This is a genomic window from Streptomyces sp. NBC_00704 (genome assembly GCF_036226605.1).
Lineage (GTDB): Bacteria > Actinomycetota > Actinomycetes > Streptomycetales > Streptomycetaceae > Streptomyces.
Map to the genome: position 1 here is coordinate 6,309,150 of NZ_CP109000.1, position 21,479 is coordinate 6,330,628.

Consider the following 21,479-nt stretch of genomic DNA (forward strand, 5'->3'; position numbering starts at 1 on the left):
CCGCCACTGTGAAGAGTGGTGGAAGCGGTCCGTTCGCGTTAACCGGCCCGCGCCGGGGCATACGGTCTACGCCCCCTCTCGATCATGTCGAGGACGACACAGCGTGGGAGGTACCCCGTGAGCAGCACCCTCTTCCGGACGAAGAAGGTCGAGCAGTCCATCCTCGATACCGAGGAGCCAGAGCACGCGCTCAAGAAGTCCTTGTCCGCGCTCGATCTGACCGTCTTCGGCGTCGGCGTCATCATCGGCACCGGCATCTTCGTCCTCACCGGCACGGTCGCCAAGAACAACGCCGGCCCCGCCGTCGCCCTCGCCTTCGTGGTGGCCGGGGTCGTCTGCGCGCTCGCCGCGCTCTGCTACGCCGAGTTCGCCTCCACCGTCCCGGTGGCCGGCTCCGCGTACACCTTCAGCTACGCCTCCCTCGGGGAACTGCCCGCCTGGATCATCGGCTGGGACCTGGTCCTGGAGTTCGCGCTCGGCACGGCGGTGGTGGCCGTCGGCTGGTCCGGGTACATCGCCTCGCTGCTGGACAACGCGGGCTGGCACCTGCCGGCGGCGCTCAGCGGCCGGGAGGGCGCCGACGGCTTCGGCTTCGACGTCCTGGCCGCCGCGCTCGTCCTGGTGCTGACCGCCATCCTCGTGGTCGGCACGAAGCTCTCCGCGCGCGTCACCTCCGTCGTGGTCGCCATCAAGGTCACCGTCGTCCTGACCGTGATCGTCGCCGGCGCCTTCCTGATCCACGGCGAGAACTACGACCCGTTCATCCCCAAGGCGCAGCCCGTGGACGCGGGCGGCGGCCTCAAGGCCCCGCTGATCCAGCTGATGTTCGGCTGGGCGCCGTCCAACTTCGGCGTCATGGGCATCTTCACCGCCGCCTCCGTGGTCTTCTTCGCCTTCATCGGCTTCGACGTCGTCGCCACCGCCGCCGAGGAGACCAGGAACCCGCAGCGCGACATGCCCCGGGGCATCATCGGCTCGCTGATCATCTGCACGGTCCTCTACGTCGCCGTCTCGATCGTCGTCACCGGGATGGAGCACTACACCAAGCTCTCCGTGAGCGCCCCGCTCGCCGACGCCTTCAAGGCCACCGGGCACCCCTGGTTCGCGGGCTTCATCAGCTTCGGCGCCGCCGTCGGCCTGACCACGGTCTGCATGATCCTGCTCCTGGGACAGACCCGCGTCTTCTTCGCCATGAGCCGCGACGGCCTGCTGCCGCGCTTCTTCTCCCACGTCCACCCGCGGTTCAGGACCCCGCACCGGCCGACCATGCTGCTCGGCGTGCTCATCGCGATCCTGGCCGGCTTCACCAGCCTGAGCGAACTCGCCGAGCTGGTGAACATCGGCACCCTGTTCGCGTTCATCGTCGTCGCCATCGGCGTGATCATCCTGCGCCGGTCCCGCCCCGACCTGCCGCGGTCCTTCCGCACCCCCTGGGTGCCGGCCCTGCCGATCGTGTCGGTGTGCGCCTCGCTGTGGCTGATGCTGAACCTGCCCGCCGAGACCTGGCTGCGGTTCGGCATCTGGATGGTCATCGGCTTCGCCGTGTACTTCCTCTACGGCCGCTCCCACAGCCGTCTCGCGGCCCCTCAGGAGGCTTCCGCGGCCTCCGCCGGGCCTTCCCGCGACGACACCGTCTGACGGCCTCACAGCCGCTCCTGCGGCCGCTCCCGGGCCTGCCCCACGGGCTCCCGCGGGCGGCCCGCGGGGAGCTTCCCGCGCGCATCTCCCGGCCGGCCCCGCACACGGCGTGCGGGGCCGGCCGCCTGTCGTGCCCGGACGCCCCGCGCGGGTCCGCCCCGCCGCGGCTCAGCCCCGCACCGCGCGCGGCCCGGTGACGTCCGCGCCCAGCTCGGCGACCCGGCGGCGCAGCTCGCGGTCGGCCGTCACGACCAGACGGCCACGCGCTCCGGCCTCGGCGACCAGTTCCACGATGCGGTCGTCACCGCTGCCGGACGCCGCCTCCACCCGCACCCCCGGCACCGGCTCCACCCCGCGTGCCGCGCCCTCGACCACGAGGACGATCTCCACGGGCCCGGTGCTCCCCGGCAGCCCGTCCGCGGCCAGCCGGTCGCGCAGCCGCTCCGCGGCCCCGCGCCGGTCCCGCCACCAGCCGTCGGGCACCGACCCGACGACGTTCGCGCCGTCCACGATCACCAGCAGCGCCCTGCCGCCGTCGCCGTGACCGGGGCCGCCGTCGCCCTTGTCGGTGCCGTCGGTGCCGTCGTCGTCGTCCATGCGGCCCACGGTCGCACGGACGGCCCCCGAGCGTGACCCGCGCGCGGGCGTCCCGCCGCCCGCGTCATAAGGTGACCGGGTGAACGGCGACTGGCTCATACGCGGCCGCGACGGGCGGCTCGCTGTCTATCTCATGTCGGACGACGCCGTCCTGTGCCGGGCGGAGCGCTTCCCGGGAGGGCCCTGGGAGGCCCCGCGCAGGATCGGCGGCGACCAGCAGGTCCATCCCGTCCTGGGCCTCGGCCAGGGCGCGGACGAGTACGCGCACCTGGCCACCTGGTGGACCACGCGCAAGGGCGTGACCGGCCTGGTGCACTCCACGCACTTCCGGCCGCTGCTCGCCGCCCTGGACTGGGCGCCCCTCGGACACCCCGACCGGAAGGGCGGCCGCACCGGCACGCCCGCCGTCGCCGTCGACGCCGAGGGACGCGCGCACGTCTTCGTCCGCAAGGGCGGGGGCGGGGTGGGCCTGATCGTCCAGAAGGAGAAGGGCGGCTGGGAGCCCTGGCGGGACCTGGAGGGACAGGGCGTCGAGGAGCCGCCCGTGGCGGTCGCGGCCGCCACGGGCCGCGTCGAGGCGTACGCGGCCGTGCCCGGCGGGATCCTGCACTGGAGCCGTCCGGCGCAGGACGCCGAGCCCGAGCTGACCGGGTCCCTCGACGCGCCGGTGCGGGCCGGGACCCTGCGGGCGCTGGCCACCTCCGCGGAGCACACCACCGTCTTCTACACCGACGAGTCGGGCGACCTGTGGGCCTGGCGCTCCGGCGCGAAGGCCGTCCGACTGCTGGCGGCCGCGGGCCCCGGACCGGTCGCCGCCGTCCGCACCGAACTCGACGGCCACGACTGCACGCTGCTCGCCCAGCGCTCCGCGAGCGGCCGGGTCGCCTTCACCGCGTACCCCACCGAGCGCGAGTCGGCGGGCGCCTGGTGGACCGAGTCCGGGCCGCAGCTGCCCGCCGACGCCGTGGTCGCGCTGGCCAAGGACCACCAGGACCGGGTGGTCGCGGCGGCCCTGTCCCCGTCCACCGGGGACTTGCTGCTCACCCGCCGCAAGGACGAACCGGGCCTCGCCCTGACGGCCTGGCAGCCCGTCTGACGCGTCCGACCCGCACGGCCGTCCGAGGCAGGACGCCGTGCGGGCGCGTCACCCGTGCCGTGGCGTGCCGTGCCGTGCCGTGGCGTGGCGTGGCGTGGCGTGGCGTGCCGTTCCGGGCGGTGGGCGGACGGCCGTGCACCCCGCCCGCCCGGTCATGCACAGAGGGCCTCCGCCCGTAGGCGGAGGCCCTCTTCAGGTGCACGACGTGCACCCGGTCACCGGCGTTACGCCGGCACCGACGCCACGCCCGGCGCCAGGAACTTCTTGCCGTTGACGCGCTCGGAGACGCCCTCGCGGTCCAGGTACGGCGTGATGCCGCCCAGGTGGAAGGGCCAGCCCGCGCCCGTGATCAGGCACAGGTCGATGTCCTGCGCCTCGGCGACGACGCCCTCGTCGAGCATGAGCCCGATCTCCTGCGCCACCGCGTCCAGCACGCGCGCCCGCACCTGCTCCTCGGTCAGGACGGTGTCGCCCTGGTTCAGGAGCGCCGAGACCTCGGGGTCCAGCTCGGGCTTGCCGCTGTCGTAGACGTAGAAGCCGCGCTTGCCCGCCTTGACGACGGCCGCGAGGTTCGGGGAGACCGTGAAGCGGTCCGGGAACGCGCGGTTCAGCGTCTCCGAGACGTGCAGGCCGATCGCCGGGCCGACCAGCTCCAGCAGCACCAGCGGCGACATCGGCAGGCCGAGCGGCTCCACCGCCTTCTCCGCCACCGCGACCGGGGTGCCCTCGTCGATGACGTTCTGCACCTCGCCCATGAAACGGGTCAGGATGCGGTTCACGACGAACGCCGGGGCGTCCTTGACCAGGACCGCCGTCTTCTTCAGCTTCTTGGCGACGGCGAAGGCCGTGGCCAGCGAGGCGTCGTCGGTCTGCTCGCCGCGCACGATCTCCAGCAGCGGCAGGATCGCGACCGGGTTGAAGAAGTGGAAGCCCACGACCCGCTCGGGGTGCTTCAGCTTCGACGCCATCTCGGAGACCGACAGCGAGGAGGTGTTGGTGGCGAAGACGGCGTGCGCCGGGGCGACCGCCTCGACCTCCGCGAACACCTGCTGCTTGACGCCGATCTCCTCGAACACGGCCTCGATGACGAAGTCCGCGTCGGAGAAGCCCTCGGCCTTGTCCAGGACGCCGGAGACCAGCGCCTTGAGACGGTTGGCCTTGTCCTGGTTGACACGGCCCTTGCCGAGCAGCTTGTCGATCTCGGCGTGGACGTAGCCCACGCCCTTGTCGACGCGCTCCTGGTCGATGTCGGTCAGCACGACCGGCACCTCCAGGCGGCGCAGGAACAGCAGGGCGAGCTGCGAGGCCATCAGGCCCGCGCCCACCACGCCGACCTTGGTGACCGGACGGGCCAGGGACTTGTCCGGGGCGCCGGCCGGGCGCTTGGCGCGCTTCTGCACCAGGTTGAACGCGTAGATGCCGGAGCGCAGTTCACCGCCCATGATCAGGTCGGCGAGCGCCACGTCCTCGGCGTCGTAGCCCTGCTGGAGGTCGCCGTTCTTGGCGGCGGCGATGATGTCGAGGGCGCGGTAGGCGGCCGGGGCCGCGCCGTGCACCTTGCTGTCGGCGATGAACCGGCCGCGGGCGACGGCCTGGTCCCAGGCCTCGCCGCGGTCGATCACCGGACGGTCGACGACGATCTCGCCCTTGAGGACGGACGCCGTCCAGATCAGCGACTGCTCCAGGAAGTCGGCGCCCTCGAACAGGGCGTCGGCGATGCCCAGTTCGTAGACCTGCACGCCCTTGAGCTGCTTGTTCTGGTTGAGCGAGTTCTCGATGATGACCGAGACGGCCTTGTCCGCGCCGATCAGGTTCGGCAGCAGGGTGCAGCCGCCCCAGCCGGGAACCAGGCCGAGGAAGACCTCGGGCAGCGAGAACGCGGGCAGCGCCGCGGACACCGTGCGGTACCGGCAGTGCAGACCGACCTCGACGCCGCCGCCCATGGCGGCGCCGTTGTAGTAGGCGAACGTCGGGACCGCGAGGCCCGCGAGGCGCTTGAAGACCTCGTGGCCGCCCTTGCCGATGGCGAGCGCGTCCTTGTGGTCCTTGAGCAGCTCGACGCCCTTGAGGTCCGCGCCGACGGCGAAGATGAACGGCTTGCCGGTGACGCCGACGCCGACGATCTCGCCCGCCGCGGCCTCCTTCTCGACTTGGTCGATCGCCAGGTCGAGGTTGGCCAGCGACTGCGGGCCGAAGGTGGTCGGCTTGGTGTGGTCGAACCCGTTGTCCAGCGTGATCAGGGCGAAACGCCCCGCGCCGAACGGCAGGTCCAGGTGGCGTACGTGCGCCTGGGTGACGACCTCGTCCGGGAACAGCTCGGCCGCGCCCTTCAGAAGCTCAGCGGTGGTGGTGCTCACTTGTCGCCTCCGGCGGACTCGAAGTGGGGGTTCTCCCAGACGACCGTCGCGCCCATGCCGAAGCCGACGCACATCGTGGTCAGGCCGTAGCGGACCTCCGGCTGCTCCTCGAACTGGCGGGCCAGCTGCGTCATGAGACGGACGCCGGAGGAGGCGAGCGGGTGGCCGAAGGCGATCGCGCCGCCGTACTGGTTGACGCGCTCGTCGTCGTCGGCGATGCCGTAGTGGTCGAGGAAGGCCAGGACCTGGACGGCGAAGGCCTCGTTGATCTCGAACAGGCCGATGTCGGAGATGGACAGCCCCGCCTGGGCCAGGGCCTTCTCCGTCGCCGGGATCGGGCCGTAGCCCATGACCTCCGGCTCGACGCCCGCGAAGGCGTACGACACCAGGCGCATCTTGACCGGCAGGTCGTTCTCGCGCGCGAAGTCCTCGGACGCGATGAGGGAGGCGGTCGCGCCGTCGTTCAGACCGGCCGCGTTTCCGGCGGTGACCCGGCCGTGGACGCGGAACGGGGTCTTGAGGCCGGAGAGGTTCTCCAGCGTGGTCCCCGGGCGCATCGGCTCGTCGGCGGTGACCAGGCCCCAGCCCGTCTCACCGGCCTCGGCGTTGGTGCGGCGCACCGAGATCGGGACCAGGTCGGCCTGGATCTTGCCGTTGGCGTACGCCTTGGCGGCCTTCTCCTGGGAGCGCACGGCGTACTCGTCGGCGCGCTGCTTGGTGATCTGCGGGTAGCGGTCGTGCAGGTTCTCCGCCGTCATGCCCATGAACAGGGCGGACTCGTCGACCAGCTTCTCGCTGACGAACCGCGGGTTGGGGTCCACGCCCTCGCCCATCGGGTGGCGGCCCATGTGCTCGACACCGCCCGCGACGGCGACGTCGTACGCGCCGAAGGCGACGGAGCCGGCGACGGCGGTGACCGCCGTCAGGGCGCCCGCGCACATGCGGTCGATGGAGTAGCCGGGCACGGAGGTCGGCAGGCCGGCCAGGATGCCGGCGGTGCGGCCGAGGGTCAGGCCCTGGTCGCCGATCTGCGTGGTCGCGGCGATGGCGACCTCGTCGATCTTCTTCGGGTCGAGACCGGGGTTGCGGCGCAGCAGCTCCCGGATCGCCTTCACGACGAGGTCGTCGGCCCGGGTCTCGTGGTAGATGCCCTTCGGGCCCGCCTTGCCGAACGGGGTACGGACGCCGTCTACGAAGACGACGTCCCTGACGGTACGAGGCACGATGGCTCTCCTCCAGGGTGCGGGGTGGCACTGCTGCGGCACGCAAGCGCTGAGCGCGCGCTCAGAACCCATGCTACTTGTGGGTAACGTAGCTGCACACCCCTGTCGGAAGGAGCGGCGAACGTCACACCGGCGGCGCTCGACGACCATCCTGGCTCAGGACCGCGGCGGCGCGGTGGATCCCCTCGGCGTGAGCACCGGCGTCGGCACCGGATGCGACCCCGGGCCCGCGCCGGTGATCACCCCGAACAGCGTGCGGGCGGCCTCCGCCCCGAAGCCGTGCACGTCGTGGCTCATCGCGGAGAGCGTCGGGTGGGTGAGCCGGCACAGCTGGGAGTCGTCCCACGCGAGCAGGGACACGTCGCCTGGGACGGCGAGCCCCATCTCGGCCGCCACCGCCAGCCCGGCCACCGCCATGATGTCGTTGTCGTACACGATGGCGGTGGGCCGGTCCGCCGGGCCGGCCGTCAGCATCGACCGGGTGGCACGGGCGCCCGCCTCCCCGGAGTAGTCCGTGGCCACCTGCCACGCGCCGGCCAGCCCGAGAGTGCGCGCCGCCGCGTCGAAGGCGGCCGTCCGTATCACCGTGTGGCCGAGCGCGGCCGCCCCCCCCACGCGGGCGACGCGCCGGTGCCCGAGCGCGGCGAGATAGCGCACGGCCTCCGTGACCGCCGTCGCGTCGTCGGTCCACACCGACGTCAGGCTCCCGGTGAGCGAGGGGTGCCCCACCGCCACCACCGGCATCCCCAGCCGCTCGGCCGCCGCCACCCGGGGATCGTCGGCCCGGAAGTCCACCAGGATCGACCCGCCGACCTGCCGGCCCCGCCACCACGACTCCTGAAGCGCGGCCTCCTCCTCCACATGCCGCACCAGCCGCAGCAGCAGCGAGCACGAGTGCTCGGTCAGCACGCTCTCCACCCCGGAGACGAACTCCATGTAGAAGGGCTCCAGACCCAGCATCCGCGCCGGACGGCAGATCGCGAGCCCCACCACGTCCACCCGTGAACTCGACAGTGAACGGGCCGTCAGGTTGGGCTCCCAGCCCAGCTCGCGCGCGGCGGCGAAGATCCGGTCCCGCGTCGCCTCCGACAGCCCCGGCTTGCGGTTGAAGGCGAGGGACACGGCTCCCTTGGACACCCCGGCGCGCGCGGCGACGTCCTTGATGGTGACCCGGGACGTCGGGGAGGCGGTCATCGCGGTGGCTCCTGGCAGTAGAGCGCGGCCCGGGCGGCGGCGGCGTCGGGATTCTCCCAGCCCTCGACGCCGATGGTCACCCGTTCGCCGGGCAGCAGCGTCACCAGGCCCCGGTCGGCCCGGGCGGCCGGGTCCAGCCGGTCGGCCTGCAACAGCAGGTCCCGGACCAGGGTGCGCGCGGTGACGGTGACGGCCCCCGGGGTCGCCTCGACCTCGAACTCGGGCCGCGGGTAGGGGATCTCCCGGTCCGGCGCGGGGAAGTGCAGGGCCCGCAGTCCGCCCCTGCCCTCGCGGCTCCTCGGGCCCCCGCCCGTGCGCAGCGGCACGGACGCGTCGGCCACCAGGAACTCCTTCGCCCCGTCCGGCTCCAGCCCGGCCGGCACCCGCACCAGACCCACCTCGCGCGCGCGGACCGCGAGACGCGTCTCGGTGGAGCCGGTCACGTACCCGTCGACGGACATCCGGCGCAGGGTCAGCGTGCCCGCCCACCGCTCGGCGCACTGGTTGACGGCGGCCACCACCAGCCCCCCGTCCCGCCGCTGCACGGTGAGCAGCCGGTCCGCGTACAGGCGGCGCAGCTCGTGGTAGAGCGGCTTCTCCCGGCCGTCGCCGTCGATCGCCGACCACGACGTCACCGGCCAGCAGTCGTTGAGCTGCCAGACGACCGTCCCCGCGCACTCCGGCCAGTGGGACCGCCAGTGCTCGATCCCGGTGGCCACGGCGCGCGCCTGGTTGACCTGGGTGAGGTAGTGCCAGCGGTCGAAGTCCGCGTCCGGCACGGCGAAGTGGCGGGCGAGCCCGCGCTCCAGCTTGCCGTTGCCGTCCTCCGCCTTCTGGTGGTGCAGCATGCCGGGGGAGTCCGGCGCGAGGTCCTCGCCCGGCAGGGCCCGCCGCAGGGTCGCGTGGGCGGGCGGCGCCTGCCAGCCGAACTCGGCGACGAACCGCGGGACTTCGTCGCAGTAGGCGCCGTAGTCCAGCCGGTTCCACACCTCCCACGAGTGGTGCGTCCCGTGCGCCGGGTCGTTGGGGTGCCGCAGCCAGGAGCCCGACCAGGGGCTGCCCGGCGTGTACGGACGCGTCGGATCCAGCTCGGCGACGACACGGGGCAGGAGGCCCAGGTAGTATCCCTCGCCCCAGGAGTCCCCGCCGAGCCGCTTCTCCCACCCCCAGTCCCGGAAGCCCCACAGGTTCTCGTTGTTGCCGTTCCACAGCACGAGCGACGGATGCGGCATCAGCCGTACGACGTTCTCCCGTGCCTCCGCCTCCACCTCGCCCCGCAGCGGCTGCTCCTCGGGATAGGCGGCGCAGGCGAACGGGAAGTCCTGCCACACCAGCAGGCCCAGTTCGTCGCAGGCGTCGTAGAAGTCCTCGCTCTCGTAGAGCCCGCCGCCCCACACCCGGACCAGGTCGACGCCCGCGTCGGCCGCCTGGCGCAGCCGCGTACGGTAGCGCTCCCGGGTCACCCGGGACGGGAAGACGTCGTCCGGGATCCAGTTCACGCCGCGGGCGAAGAGCCGCTCACCGTTGACGACGAGCGTGAACCCGGCTCCCCGCCCGTCGGCGGAGTCGTCCAGCTCGACCCGGCGGAAGCCGACCCGCCGCCGCCAGACGTCGAGCGGAACAGTGTCGTGACTCAGCGTCAACTCCACGTCGTACAAGGCCTGTCCGCCGTACCCTTGCGGCCACCACAGCTCCGGGTCCGGCACCTCCACGCGTACGACGCCGGCCGTGCCCACGACGTCGGCGCGCGTGCGCCGGTCACCCACCCGGACCTCCAGCGTGAGACCCGCCTCCACCCGCGTCCGCTCCACGTCGACGTGCAACTCGACCACGCCCACGCCCTGTTCGACCGTCACCAGCGGGCGCACCCGGGCCAGCCGGGCCGTCGACCAGCGCTCGATCCGCACCGGACGCCAGATCCCGGCCGTCACCAGCGTCGGCCCCCAGTCCCAGCCGAAGGAGCAGGCCATCTTGCGCAGGTACTGGTACGGCTCGGTGTAGGCCCCCGGCCGGTCCCCGGTCCTCCCGCGCACCGCCTCCGCCTCCGCGTGGGCCGGGACGAACCGCACCGACAGCGGCCCGTCGAGCCCCGTCACGTCGAAACGGTACGAGCGGTGCATGTTCCGCACCCCGCCCAGGAGCCGCCCGTCCAGCGAGATCTCCGCGACCGTGTCGAGGCCGTCGAAGACCAGGTCGGTCTGCTCGTGCCCGGACGGCACGGCCGGCAGCCGCGTCTCGTACGTCCACTCGCGCCGCCCCACCCACGCGACCTCGTTCTCGCCCAGGCCGACGAACGGGTCCGGGATCACCCCCGCGGCGAGCAGATCGGTGTGCACACAGCCCGGCACCACCGCGGGGAGCGCCTTCCCCTCGTGCCGCAGCGTCCATCCGTCGTCGAGCGGTGAGGCCTCCAGCATGCGCACTCCCTAAACCGGTCAAGCCCACAACTGAACGCCAATACCGCATCGTTGGCGGGAATCTGACTTTACCGGTTGAGAAAGCGCTGTCAGAGTGCCGAATCAGCCATCCCCTCCCTGCCCGACCGAACCGCTGACGCCGGACCGCCCCGCTCATCACGCCCGACCGGCCCGCTTGTGCCCGGCCGGCCCACCGGCGCCCGACCACCCCGTACGTGCTCGTCCGTCCCGAGAACTCCCCGAGAACGGAAGTGACGCACATGAACCGTCGAACAGCCCAGCTCCTCGCCACGGTCGCGGGAGCCGCCCTGCTGCTCCCCGGCTGCACCGGCACCGGAGGCAGCAGCGAGGGAGCGGACGCCAAGGCGCCCGACGACCCCGCGAAGGTCAGCGGAACCATCACGGTCCTCACCGTGCGGACCGACCTCGTGCAGGACGGCACGATGAAGAAGTACGCCGCCGAGTTCAACAAGACCTATCCCAAGGTCAAGGTGGAGTTCCAGGCCCTCACCAACTACGAGGCCGAGATCAAGATCCGCATGAACACGGACGACTACGGCGACGTCCTGCTGATCCCGGCGGTCATCAAGAAGGACGACTACCCGAAGTTCTTCGCGTCCCTCGGCACCCGGGCCGAACGCAGCCGGAAATACCGGTTCACCGACTTCACGACCGTCGGCGGCAAGGTCTACGGCCAGAGCCCGGTCGGCGTGATGCCCGGCTTCGTCTACAACAAGCGGGTCTGGAAGGAGGCCGGCGTCACCGCCTGGCCCGCCACCCCGGCCGAGTTCCTCGCCGGCCTGAAGGCGATCAAGGCGAAGACCGACGCGATCCCCTACTACACCAACTTCGCCGCCCAGTGGCCGCTCACCTCGTGGACGTACGTCGACGGCTCCGTCCACTGCGATCCGAAGGCGACGACACGACTCGCCGAGGGCGACCCCTGGGCGAAGGGCGCCGACCTGCGCGTCGGGGACACGCTGCTGTACGACATCGTCGAACAGGGGCTCGCCGAGAAGGACCCCACCACCAGCAACTGGGAGCAGTCCAAGCCCCGCACGGCCAAGGGCGAGATCGCCACGCAGTGGCTCGGCACCTGGGCGATCATCCAGTTCCAGGACGCGGCGAGGAAGGCCGGTGTGAACCCCGACGACATCGGATTCATGCCGTTCCCCGCCAAGACCGACGGCGCGTTCTGCGCCACCGTCGGCCCCGACTACCACCAGGCCGTGAACGTCCACTCCCCGCACAAGGAGGCGGCGCGCGCCTGGATCGACTGGTTCACCGACAAGTCGGGCTACGACAAGGACAATCTGGCCATCTCGCCGCTCAAGAGCGCTCCCATGCCCGAGGTGCTCAAGCCGTACGAGGAGGCCGGCGTCAGGCTCGTCGAGCTGGACGACTCCGCGGGCGCGAAGGTCAAGTCGATCGACGACCGCTCCGAGGTCGGCATCTACAAGCCGGACTACCGCCAGGACCTGGTCGACCTGGCCCGCGGCGCCAGGAAGGGCAGCCTGGACGACTTCCTCGGCGGGCTCGGCGAGAAGTGGACCGAGGCGCGGAAGAACGTGGGTCGCTGATGGCGCACGCCCACCCGCGCACCCCCGGACAGGAAGCCGGGAACGCGGCCGTCCGGGAACGGGCCGTGCAGCACGCCTCCCGGCGCGCGGGGCCCGAACCGGCACCCCGGCGGACGCGCGCCTGGCGGCTGCTGACGCCCTGGCTGTTCCTGCTCGCGCCGCTGGCCCTGCTGATCACCTTCACGTACGCGCCGATCGCGAACATGGTCGCCTACAGCTTCACCGACTGGGACGGCGTGAGCCCCGAGCTGCACTACACGGGCGCGGAGAACTACGCGGAGATCTTCACCCGGGAGGACCTCTTCCAGGTGTTCTGGGTGAGCGGCTACTACCTGGCCGCCTCCGTGATCCAGATCGTCGCCGCGCTCTACTTCGCGACGATCCTGAGCTTCAGCGTCCGGTTCCGGAACTTCTTCAAAGGCGTGCTGTTCTTCCCGTCCCTGGTGAACGGCGTGGCGATCGGCTTCGTCTTCCTCTACTTCTTCCAGGACGGCGGCACCCTGGACACGGTCCTCGGCCTGTTCGGCCACCACACGGACCACGCCTGGCTCGGCACCCCGGTCTCGGCGAACGTCTCGCTCGCCGGCGTCTCCGTCTGGCGCTACCTCGGCATGAACTTCGTGCTGTTCCTCGGCGCGATCCAGTCCGTCCCGGCGGAGCTGTACGAGGCGGCCGAGCTGGACGGCGCCGCACGGTGGCACCAGTTCCGCCACATCATCCTGCCCGGCATCAGACCGGTGCTGACGCTGACGGTGATCCTGTCCGTGTCCGGCTCCCTGTCGGCCTTCGAGATCCCGTACATCATGACCGGCGGCGCCACCGGCACCGAGACCTTCGTGATCCAGACCGTGAAGCTGGCCTTCCAGTTCAACAAGACGGGGCTCGCCTCCGCGGCGGCCGTCGTGCTGCTGCTGATCATCCTGCTGGTCACCTGGGTGCAGCGACGCCTCGTCCCCGACGACAGGGTGGACCTCGTATGACACGCCGAGCCGTTGCCCGCGCCCTCGTGTACCTGTCGCTGATCGGCGCGACGCTGGTCGTCCTCCTCCCGCTGGGCGTCGTCCTGCTGACGTCCCTGAAGACCGAACGGGAGACGGCCGACGGCAGCGGAGCGCTGACGCTGCCGCGCCATCCGTTCAACTTCCACAACTACGTGACGGCGTTCCGGGACGGCGGGATGCTCACGGCGTTCGGCAACACCGCCGTCATCCTGGTCGTCTCCGTCGGCGGGACCGTTCTCATCGGCTCGATGACGGCCTACGCGATCGACCGGTTCACCTTCCGGTTCCGCAGGCTGGTGGTGGCCCTGTTCCTGGTCGCCGCGCTGGTCCCCGGGGTGACCACCCAGGTGGCCACCTTCCAGATCGTCCACAGCCTCGGCATGTTCGACACCCGCTGGGCCCCGATCGCCCTGTACACGGGCACGGACATCGTCTCGATCTACATCTTCCTGCAGTTCGTGCGATCGATACCGCTCTCCCTGGACGAGGCCGCCCGGCTCGACGGCGCCAACGCCTTCACGATCTACCGGAAGATCATCTTCCCGCTGCTGAAACCGGCGATCGCGACGGTCGTGATCGTGAAGGGCATAGCCGTCTACAACGACTTCTACATCCCGTTCCTCTACATGCCCTCTCAGGATCTTGGCGTGATCTCGACGTCGCTGTTCCGCTTCAAGGGGCCCTACTCCGCCCACTGGGAGACGATCTCGGCAGGAGCCGTCCTGGTCATCCTGCCGACGCTGATCGTCTTCCTCGCCCTCCAGAAGTACATCTACAACGGCTTCATGAGAGGAGCGACGAGGTGACCGCCGGCAGGCGACGCCCCCCGGGCGACCGGCTCACGCCGGAGCCCGCCGGGGAGGCCGAGCGGCCCGTGTGCCGGACGCCGGGACGGCCCGGCCGCCCGGGACGGAACGCCTAGGCGGCCGGCTCGGCCAGGGCGGCGGCGAGGACCGGCGCGACCTGCTCGACCTGCCAGGGCCGGGCCCCGTACCCGGTCAGCGCGGAGGCGACCGCGTCCCGGTCGGCGGCCGGCGGCTCCCAGCACACGCGCCGCACCGCGTCCGGGGCGACCAGGTTCTCCTGCGGCATGTTCAGCTCCTCGGCCAGCGCGGACACCGCGGAGCGCGCCGCGGACAGCCGGGCCGCCGCCGCCGGGTCCTTGTCGGCCCAGGCGCGGGGCGGCGGAGGCCCGGCGACCGGCTGCCCCGGCTGGGGCAGCTGCGACTCGCTCATCGCCCTGGCCCGGTCGACGGCGGCCTGCCACTGCTCCAGCTGCCGCCGGCCCATCCGGTGCCCGTACCCGTTCAGCGCGGCCAGCGCCTGCACGTTCACCGGGAGGGCGAGGGCCGCCTCCACGATGGCCGCGTCCGACAGGACCTTGCCGGGGGAGACGTCCCGTCGCCGGGCGATCTGGTCCCGTGTCTGCCACAGCTCCCGCACCACGCCCAGCTGCCGCCTGCGGCGCACCTTGTGCATGCCGGAGGTGCGCCGCCAGGGGTCCTTGCGGGGCTCGGCCGGCGGGGCGGAGGCGATCGCGTCGAACTCCTGGCGGGCCCACTCCAGCTTGCCCTGCCGGTCCAGCTCCTTCTCCAGGGCGTCGCGCAGGTCGACCAGCAGCTCGACGTCCAGGGCCGCGTAGCGCAGCCAGGGATCGGGCAGCGGGCGGGTCGACCAGTCCACCGCGGAATGGCCCTTCTCCAGCACGAAGCCCAGCACGCCCTCGACCATCGCGCCGAGGCCGACCCGCGGGAAACCGGCCAGCCGTCCGGCCAGCTCGGTGTCGAACAGCCGCGTCGGCGTCATGCCTATCTCGCGCAGACAGGGCAGGTCCTGGGTGGCCGCGTGCAGCACCCACTCCGCGTCGGACAGCGCGTCGCCGAGCGCGGACAGGTCGGGGCAGGCCGCCGGGTCGATCAGCGCGCTCCCCGCGCCCTCGCGGCGCAGCTGCACGAGATAGGCGCGCTGGCCGTAGCGGTAGCCGGAGGCGCGCTCGGCGTCGACGGCGACGGGGCCGGAACCGGCGGCGAAGGCGGCGATCACCTCGGCGAGGGCTTCCTCGTCGGCGATCACGGGCGGAATGCCCTCGCGCGGTTCCAGCAGAGGTGTCGGCGCCCCGGAAGCAGTAGATCCGCCGTCGTCCGGAGGGGCGCCTCCGGTGGTTCGCAGTGAACTGGCTGCTGCGGTTTCTTGGGCGTCGGTCACCTGTCAAGGGTATCCGTGTATCGACGGCACCCGCCGACGGAACGTTCCGTCGGCGGGTGCCGGGGGGTCGTAAACCGGTCAGGCCGGTGAATGACCGGGGCGGACGGCCGACCGGCAGGGGGTCGGGGGGCCGTGCCGCGGGTCCGGAGCCGGGGGCCGGCCGGCGACGGCCGGCGGCGCAGCTCACGGGGAGAGGGAGCAGGGGGGAGAGGGGGAGAGACGGACGAGGGGGACGAGGGGGACGAGGGGAGGGGAAGGGCGGGGGAGAGGGGCGAGGGGCGACGGGGGGCGTGGTCAGTGGATGATGCCGGTCCGCAGGGCCACCGCGACCATCCCGGCGCGGTCGCCGGTGCCCAGCTTGCGGGCGATGCGGGCGAGGTGGCTCTTGACGGTCAGCGCGGACAGGCCCATCGAGACGCCGATGGCCTTGTTCGACTGGCCCTCGGCGACCAGCCGCAGGACCTCGACCTCGCGGCCGGAGAGCTCGCGGTAGCCGCCCGGGTGGCTCGGGGCGCCCGGGGGGCGGCGGTGCATGCGGGCGGCGGCGCCGAGGGGGGCCGCACCGGGCCGGCTGGGGAGGCCGAGGTTGGTGCGGGTGCCGGTGACGACGTAGCCCTTGACGCCGCCCGCGAGGGCGTTGCGCACGGCGCCGATGTCGTCCGCGGCGGACAGGGCGAGCCCGTTGGGCCAGCCGGCGGCGCGGGTCTCCGACAGGAGGGTGAGGCCGGAGCCGTCGGGCAGGTGGACGTCGGCGACGCAGATGTCGCGGGGGTTGCCGATGCGGGGACGAGCCTCCGCGATGGACGAGGCCTCGATGACGTCGCGCACACCGAGCGCCCAGAGATGGCGGGTGACGGTGGAGCGGACGCGCGGGTCGGCCACGACCACCATGGCGGTGGGCTTGTTCGGGCGGTAGGCGACCAGGCTTGCGGGCTGCTCGAGGAGAACGGACACCAGGCCTCCTGGATGGGGGACGGGGGGCCGGCTCGTGGGGGCTTGTGGGGAGGAAGCCGGGACGAACCGTGCTTTCAAGGTCACAGTCGTCTTCGGCAGCGAACCCGGGGTCCTTTAGAGAATGATCACGATCTAGTGAGTAACAATACGTGCAATTCGGACACGCGATCGATCATCCGAAGATCGAGTCGGTTTAAGTGGGTGTCTTACGGGACCGAAAATGGTCGTATCGACAAAGAGATGGTCAACGTGACTGGGGCCCCCTGCGCTGCGGGAGCGTCACCACCGACGCGTCGCCCGGCCCGGCCGGCGGCAGCCCCGCCACCTGCGCCAGCAGATCGCACCACGACGCCAGGTGCGCCCCGGTGTCCGGAACCCCGCCGAGCCCCTCGCGCGGCGTCCAGGAGGCCCGGATCTCGATCTGCGAGGCCGCGGGGCGCTCCGCCAGCCCGCCGAAGTAGTGCGAACTGGCGCGCGTGACGGTCCCGCTCGGCTCCCCGTACGTCAGTCCGCGCGCCTGGAGCGCGCCGGTCAGCCACGACCAGCACACCTCCGGCAGCAGCGGGTCCGCGGCCATCTCCGGCTCCAGCTCGGCACGCACGAGCGTGACCAGCCGGAACGTTCCGCGCCAGGCGTCGTGCCCGGCCGGGTCGTGCAGCAGCACCAGCCGGCCGTCGGCCAGGTCCTGGTCGCCGTCCACGACCGTCGCCTCCAGCGCGTGGGCGTAGGGGGCGAGCCGCTTCGGGGCCGGCGTCTGCTCGACCTCGATCTGCGGCCGCAGCCGGGCCGCTCTCAGCGCGTCGACGGCGGCCCGGAAGGGCAGCGGAGTCGATGCGCTCCCGTCCCGGTCCCCCTCGTTCGCGTCATCCATCCCGCCAGCGTCGTCCGACAGTCGTCCCTGAGCCGCAGCCATGCGGGGAAGATTAAGGGGAACCGGGCCTCCACGCGGGGCAAGACACCCGCGCACGGCTCACGGACGGGTGCGCGCTGGGCGAACAGGCGCACGGACCGACGCGTCCGCGACGCCACGGAAGAGGGACGCGCGGGCCCCGCGAGGACCCGTACGGCCCACCACGGTCCGGGGCGAGGGGGACCGCGGGGGGACGCGCGGGACCGCGAGAAGAGCCCGGAAGAGGCACTGAAGAGGCACTGAAGAGGCACTGATGAAGCTCGGAAGAAGCACGGGGGCGGCTCGGTAGCGGCACCGAGCAGGCGCGGGACATGCGCGGGAGCGGCGCGGACGGGGCGGAGAAGGTGCGGGGGAAGGGGCGTGGGAGGAGGGAGCGGAGAGGGGCGTCCGGTGGGGGACCGGGGTGGTGCCGGGGAGGCGGGGGCCGGTGCGGGGGCCGGGTCGCGGCGGTGCGGGGGGCGGCCCGGCCGTCCGCGGCGCCGTGCGAGACTTGCCGTCGTGAGCGCGAACGAGAGCCCCGCGGGCCGGCAGCCGACAGCGACGTACGACAGTGCCTTCCTGAAGGCGTGCAGGCGCGAGCCCGTGCCGCACACGCCCGTGTGGTTCATGCGGCAGGCGGGTCGCTCGCTGCCGGAGTACCGCAAGGTCCGCGAGGGCGTCGGGATGCTCGAGTCCTGCATGCGGCCCGACCTGGTCACCGAGATCACCCTGCAACCGGTGCGCCGGCACGACGTGGACGCGGCGATCTACTTCAGCGACATCGTCGTCCCGCTCAAGGCCATCGGCGTCGACCTCGACATCAAGCCGGGCGTCGGCCCCGTCGTCGAACGCCCGATCCGCAGCCGCGCCGACCTCGCCCAGCTGCGCGACCTCACCCCCGAGGACGTCTCCTACGTCACCGAGGCCATCGGCCTGCTGACGGCCGAGCTGGGCGCCACCCCCCTCATCGGCTTCGCGGGCGCCCCGTTCACCCTCGCGAGCTACCTCGTCGAGGGCGGCCCGTCGCGCACGTACGAGAACGCCAAGGCGATGATGTACGGCGACCCCGAGCTGTGGGCCGACCTGCTCGACCGCCTCGCGGAGATCACGGCCGCCTTCCTGAAGGTGCAGATCGAGGCGGGCGCGAGCGCCGTCCAGCTCTTCGACTCCTGGGCCGGCGCCCTCGCACCGGCCGACTACCGCCGCTCGGTGCTGCCCGCCTCCGCGAAGGTCTTCCGCGCGGTCGAGGGCTACGGCGTCCCGCGCATCCACTTCGGCGTCGGCACCGGTGAGCTGCTGAAGCTCATGGGCGAGGCCGGCGCGGACGTCGTCGGCGTCGACTGGCGCGTCCCGCTCGACGAGGCCGTGCGCCGGATCGGCCCCGGCAAGACGCTCCAGGGCAACCTCGACCCGACCGTGCTGTTCGCCGGCACGGAGGCCGTCGAGGCCAAGGCCCGCGAGGTCCTCGACGCGGCGGCCGGGCTGGAGGGCCATGTCTTCAACCTCGGCCACGGCGTCATGCCGTCCACCGACCCCGACGCGCTGACCCGCCTGGTGGACTACGTCCACACCCGGACGGCCCGCTGATCCGCCGGGCGCGCCGCCGTCACCAGGTCTGACGGGGGCGCGCCCGCCTGCCGAACAGCAGGCCGCGCGGCTCCGGCGGCGGGGGCGTGCCCGCCTTGAGCGGCCAGGCGAGCAGCATGCCCGCGAGGAAGCCGACCACGTGCGCGGCGTACGCCACGGTGCCCGCGCCCGAGACGCCCTCGCCGGAGGAGTACACCGCCTGGAGCGCGAACCAGAAGCCCAGCACCAGCCACGCCGGCAGCCGCAGCGGCAGGAACACCAGGAACGGGACCAGCACCCACACCCTGGCCTTCGGATACAGCACCAGATAGGCCCCCAGCACCCCCGCGATCGCGCCGGACGCGCCGATCAGCGGATCGGTGGACTCGGCGTTGAACACCGCGAAACCGTACGAGGCCGCGTAGCCGCAGACCACGTAGAACAGCGCGAAGCGCACATGCCCCATGCGGTCCTCGATGTTGTTGCCGAAGATCAGCAGGAACAGCATGTTGCCCAGCAGGTGCAGCCAGCCCCCGTGCAGGAACATCGCGGTGAACACGCTCAGCGCGGGCGTCTTGACGTAGTCCGGCGGGGCCAGTTGGCAGCCGGCGCCGCGCACCTCCCCGGTCGGCACCAGCTGCGGGAGCTGATGATGCATCAACTCGCGGGGCACGGCCGCGTAGTGCTCCAGAAAGGCGTGCAGATGGCAGGCCTGGGCCAGGGTGCTGTCGCCCGCCACGGACCCGGACAGGCCGGGCATGAACAGGAACACGAGGACGTTCGCGCCGATCAGCGCGTACGTCACCACCGGGGTGCGGCGCACGGGGTTCACGTCATGCACGGGGATGACCACAAGGAAGTTGTGCCCCCGATCCGTTCGGCGAACCGGTGAACGCGCCCGCCCGCCACCGCGTATGAACCGGCAACCGCTCGCGGCACGAGGAAGGCAGGTCGCGGGGACGACGTGAGGAACAGACGATGAACGACCGAGTCACTCCCCCCATGCACGCCACCCCCGACGGCGAGGCGGAGCTCTCCCTGGTGGTCAGGCTGCCCTGGGAGGACGTGGCGCGGCTCGGCCAGGAGGCCGGGCGGCTCGCGTCACAGATGCAGCGTCCGGTGACCCTGGACGAAGCCGTCAGCAACCGGCTGCGGTCGCGGCCCGCGGCCGCGGCGCACGCCAAGCCCGCCGAGCAGAGCGCCGCCGCACCGGTCTCCGCGCTGCCGCGCCTGACCGGGACCGCGTAGCCGCCCGCGAGGCGCCCCGGGGACAGGGGCGCGGCCGCCGGTGTCCGGCACCCGGTCGCGCCCCGTCGCCCCGGCCCGCGTGAACAACGCTCCGGGTCAGGACCTCTGGCGCGGGGCGCCGTGCACCTTCGCCGTGGCCTTTCTGGCCGCCACCAGCACCGGGTCCCACACCGGGCTGAACGGAGGCGCGTACCCGAGGTCCAGGGCCGTCATCCGCTCCACCGTCATACCGGCCGTCAGCGCCACGGCCGCGACGTCGACGCGCTTGGCCGCGCCCTCCCGGCCGACGATCTGCACCCCCAGCAGCCGGCCCGTCCGCCGCTCGGCGATCATCTTCACCGTCATTGGCGAGGCCCCCGGGTAGTAGCCGGCGCGGCTGGTGGACTCGACGGTGACCGACTCGAACCGCAGGCCCGCCCGGTGCGCGTCCTTCTCCCGCAGGCCCGTGCGGGCGATCTCCAGGTCGCACACCTTGCTGACGGCGGTGCCCACCACGCCGGGGAACGTGGCGTACCCGCCCCCGACGTTCGCGCCGATGACCTGGCCGTGCTTGTTGGCGTGGGTGCCCAGCGCGATGTGCCGTTCCCGGCCGGACACCAGGTCCAGGACCTCGACGCAGTCGCCGCCCGCCCACACGCGCCCGTCGGCGAGGGGCCCGCGCACCCGCATGGCCAGGTCGGTGAGCAGCCCGCCGTGCGCGCCCACCGGCAGCCCGGCGGCCCGCGCGAGACCGGTCTCGGGGCGGACGCCGATGCCCATCACCACCACGTCCGCCGGGTACTCGGCGTCCGCGGTCCGCACCGACCGCACCCGGCCGTCCCCGCCGGTGCGGATCTCGGTGACCTCGGCGTCGTTGACCATGGTGATGCCCATGCCCTCCATGGCCCGGCGCACGAGCCGGCCCATGTCCGGATCGAGGGTCGACATGGGCTCGCTGCCGCGGTTGACGACCGTCACCTCGTAGCCGCGCTTGATGAGCGCCTCGGCCATCTCCACGCCGATGTAACCGGCCCCCACGACGACGGCCCGTTCGCCCCGCGCGCGGGCCAGCGAGTCCAGCAGCGCCTGCCCGTCGTCCAGGGTCTGCACCCCGTGGACGCCCGCCGCGTCCGCGCCCGGCATGTCCGGCCGGATCGGTTGCGCGCCCGTCGCGATGACGAGCTTGTCGTACGGCGTCCAGGACTCCGCCCCCGAGTCCACGTCCCGCGCGCGGACCCGCCGCCCGGCGAGGTCGATCTCCACGACCTCCGTGCGCAGCCGCAGATCGATGCCCCGCGCGCGGTGCTCCTGCGGCGTGCGGGCGATCAGGTCGTCGCGCGCGTCCACGTCGCCGCCCACCCAGTACGGGATGCCGCACGCCGAGTAGGAGGTGAAGTGGCCGCGCTCGAACGCGACGATCTCCAGCTCCTCGGGCCCCTTCAGCCGGCGGGCCTGGGACGCCGCGGACATGCCCGCGGCGTCCCCGCCGATCACGACCAGTCGCTCGATGCTCATGCGAACACGCTACGGGGCGC

17 protein-coding genes are annotated in these 21,479 nt (G+C 72.5%); 7 read left to right on the forward strand and 10 right to left on the reverse strand.

What is annotated here, in order from left to right; translation table 11 throughout:
• Positions 1 to 117 precede the first annotated feature (117 nt).
• Complete coding sequence (locus tag OG802_RS27435; protein ID WP_329414639.1) at positions 118 to 1,638, forward strand: amino acid permease; 1,521 nt, start codon at positions 118 to 120, stop codon at positions 1,636 to 1,638.
• A gap of 168 nt (positions 1,639 to 1,806) precedes the next feature.
• Here OG802_RS27435 and OG802_RS27440 read toward each other — a convergent pair whose 3' ends face one another.
• Entirely contained in the window at positions 1,807 to 2,235 is a 429-nt protein-coding gene (locus tag OG802_RS27440) for an NTP pyrophosphohydrolase (protein WP_329414641.1), read from the reverse strand.
• 79 nt (positions 2,236 to 2,314) lie between these two features.
• Here OG802_RS27440 and OG802_RS27445 point away from each other — a divergent pair, with 79 nt between their 5' ends.
• Complete coding sequence (locus tag OG802_RS27445) at positions 2,315 to 3,331, forward strand: hypothetical protein (protein ID WP_329414643.1); 1,017 nt, start codon at positions 2,315 to 2,317, stop codon at positions 3,329 to 3,331.
• A 224-nt stretch (positions 3,332 to 3,555) separates the two neighbouring features.
• Here the strand turns inward: OG802_RS27445 and OG802_RS27450 are convergent, their stop codons facing one another.
• The 4 genes from OG802_RS27450 to OG802_RS27465 form a co-directional block, all read right to left on the reverse strand.
• A complete protein-coding gene (locus OG802_RS27450) occupies positions 3,556 to 5,688 on the reverse strand; it encodes a 3-hydroxyacyl-CoA dehydrogenase NAD-binding domain-containing protein (protein WP_329414645.1) in 2,133 nt (710 codons plus the stop codon).
• The gene (locus OG802_RS27455; protein ID WP_329414648.1) at positions 5,685 to 6,911 is read right to left on the reverse strand and encodes a thiolase family protein; all 1,227 of its coding nucleotides are present in this window, start codon (positions 6,909 to 6,911) and stop codon (positions 5,685 to 5,687) included. The genes OG802_RS27450 and OG802_RS27455 overlap by 4 nt, the downstream gene beginning before the upstream one ends.
• Positions 6,912 to 7,067: 156 nt before the next feature.
• Positions 7,068 to 8,105 carry a LacI family DNA-binding transcriptional regulator gene (locus OG802_RS27460; protein ID WP_329414650.1) on the reverse strand — a complete coding sequence of 346 codons (1,038 nt, stop codon included), beginning with the start codon at positions 8,103 to 8,105 and terminating at the stop codon, positions 7,068 to 7,070.
• Positions 8,102 to 10,522 carry a glycoside hydrolase family 2 protein gene (locus tag OG802_RS27465; RefSeq protein ID WP_329414652.1) on the reverse strand — a complete coding sequence of 807 codons (2,421 nt, stop codon included), beginning with the start codon at positions 10,520 to 10,522 and terminating at the stop codon, positions 8,102 to 8,104. Before OG802_RS27465 ends, OG802_RS27460 begins: the two co-directional genes overlap by 4 nt.
• A gap of 260 nt (positions 10,523 to 10,782) precedes the next feature.
• On the opposite strand from OG802_RS27465, the gene OG802_RS27470 reads away from it, so the two are divergent.
• The 3 genes from OG802_RS27470 to OG802_RS27480 are packed head-to-tail and all read left to right on the forward strand — an operon-like array spanning position 10,783 to position 13,909.
• Positions 10,783 to 12,102: an ABC transporter substrate-binding protein gene (locus tag OG802_RS27470; protein WP_329414654.1), complete on the forward strand. Its 1,320-nt coding sequence runs from the start codon at positions 10,783 to 10,785 to the stop codon at positions 12,100 to 12,102.
• Positions 12,102 to 13,082: a carbohydrate ABC transporter permease gene (locus OG802_RS27475; RefSeq protein WP_329414656.1), complete on the forward strand. Its 981-nt coding sequence runs from the start codon at positions 12,102 to 12,104 to the stop codon at positions 13,080 to 13,082. The genes OG802_RS27470 and OG802_RS27475 overlap by 1 nt, the downstream gene beginning before the upstream one ends.
• Positions 13,079 to 13,909 carry a carbohydrate ABC transporter permease gene (locus OG802_RS27480; protein WP_329414658.1) on the forward strand — a complete coding sequence of 277 codons (831 nt, stop codon included), beginning with the start codon at positions 13,079 to 13,081 and terminating at the stop codon, positions 13,907 to 13,909. Before OG802_RS27475 ends, OG802_RS27480 begins: the two co-directional genes overlap by 4 nt.
• A 112-nt stretch (positions 13,910 to 14,021) precedes the next feature.
• Here the strand turns inward: OG802_RS27480 and OG802_RS27485 are convergent, their stop codons facing one another.
• The 3 genes from OG802_RS27485 to OG802_RS27495 all read right to left on the reverse strand — a co-directional run bounded on the left by OG802_RS27485 (position 14,022) and on the right by OG802_RS27495 (position 17,133).
• Positions 14,022 to 15,308 (reverse strand): ribonuclease D, encoded by a 1,287-nt coding sequence (locus tag OG802_RS27485; RefSeq protein ID WP_329414660.1) that lies wholly within the window; start codon positions 15,306 to 15,308, stop codon positions 14,022 to 14,024.
• A 294-nt stretch (positions 15,309 to 15,602) separates the two neighbouring features.
• Positions 15,603 to 16,262: a response regulator transcription factor gene (locus OG802_RS27490; RefSeq protein ID WP_329414662.1), complete on the reverse strand. Its 660-nt coding sequence runs from the start codon at positions 16,260 to 16,262 to the stop codon at positions 15,603 to 15,605.
• Positions 16,263 to 16,506: 244 nt separating this feature from the next.
• On the reverse strand, positions 16,507 to 17,133 hold the full coding sequence (locus OG802_RS27495) for a DUF3000 domain-containing protein (RefSeq protein WP_329414664.1): 627 nt from the start codon (positions 17,131 to 17,133) through the stop codon (positions 16,507 to 16,509).
• Positions 17,134 to 17,670: 537 nt separating this feature from the next.
• Here OG802_RS27495 and hemE point away from each other — a divergent pair.
• Positions 17,671 to 18,738 (forward strand): uroporphyrinogen decarboxylase, encoded by a 1,068-nt coding sequence (gene hemE, locus OG802_RS27500; protein ID WP_329414666.1) that lies wholly within the window; start codon positions 17,671 to 17,673, stop codon positions 18,736 to 18,738.
• Between the two features lie 19 nt (positions 18,739 to 18,757).
• Here the strand turns inward: hemE and OG802_RS27505 are convergent, their stop codons facing one another.
• Positions 18,758 to 19,570 (reverse strand): rhomboid family intramembrane serine protease, encoded by an 813-nt coding sequence (locus OG802_RS27505; RefSeq protein ID WP_329414667.1) that lies wholly within the window; start codon positions 19,568 to 19,570, stop codon positions 18,758 to 18,760.
• Positions 19,571 to 19,695: 125 nt separating this feature from the next.
• On the opposite strand from OG802_RS27505, the gene OG802_RS27510 reads away from it, so the two are divergent.
• The gene (locus OG802_RS27510; RefSeq protein WP_329414669.1) at positions 19,696 to 19,965 is read left to right on the forward strand and encodes a hypothetical protein; all 270 of its coding nucleotides are present in this window, start codon (positions 19,696 to 19,698) and stop codon (positions 19,963 to 19,965) included.
• Positions 19,966 to 20,061: 96 nt separating this feature from the next.
• On the opposite strand, the gene OG802_RS27515 is transcribed toward OG802_RS27510, so the two are convergent.
• Positions 20,062 to 21,459 carry an FAD-dependent oxidoreductase gene (locus OG802_RS27515; protein ID WP_329414670.1) on the reverse strand — a complete coding sequence of 466 codons (1,398 nt, stop codon included), beginning with the start codon at positions 21,457 to 21,459 and terminating at the stop codon, positions 20,062 to 20,064.
• Between the last annotated feature and the right edge of the window lie 20 nt (positions 21,460 to 21,479).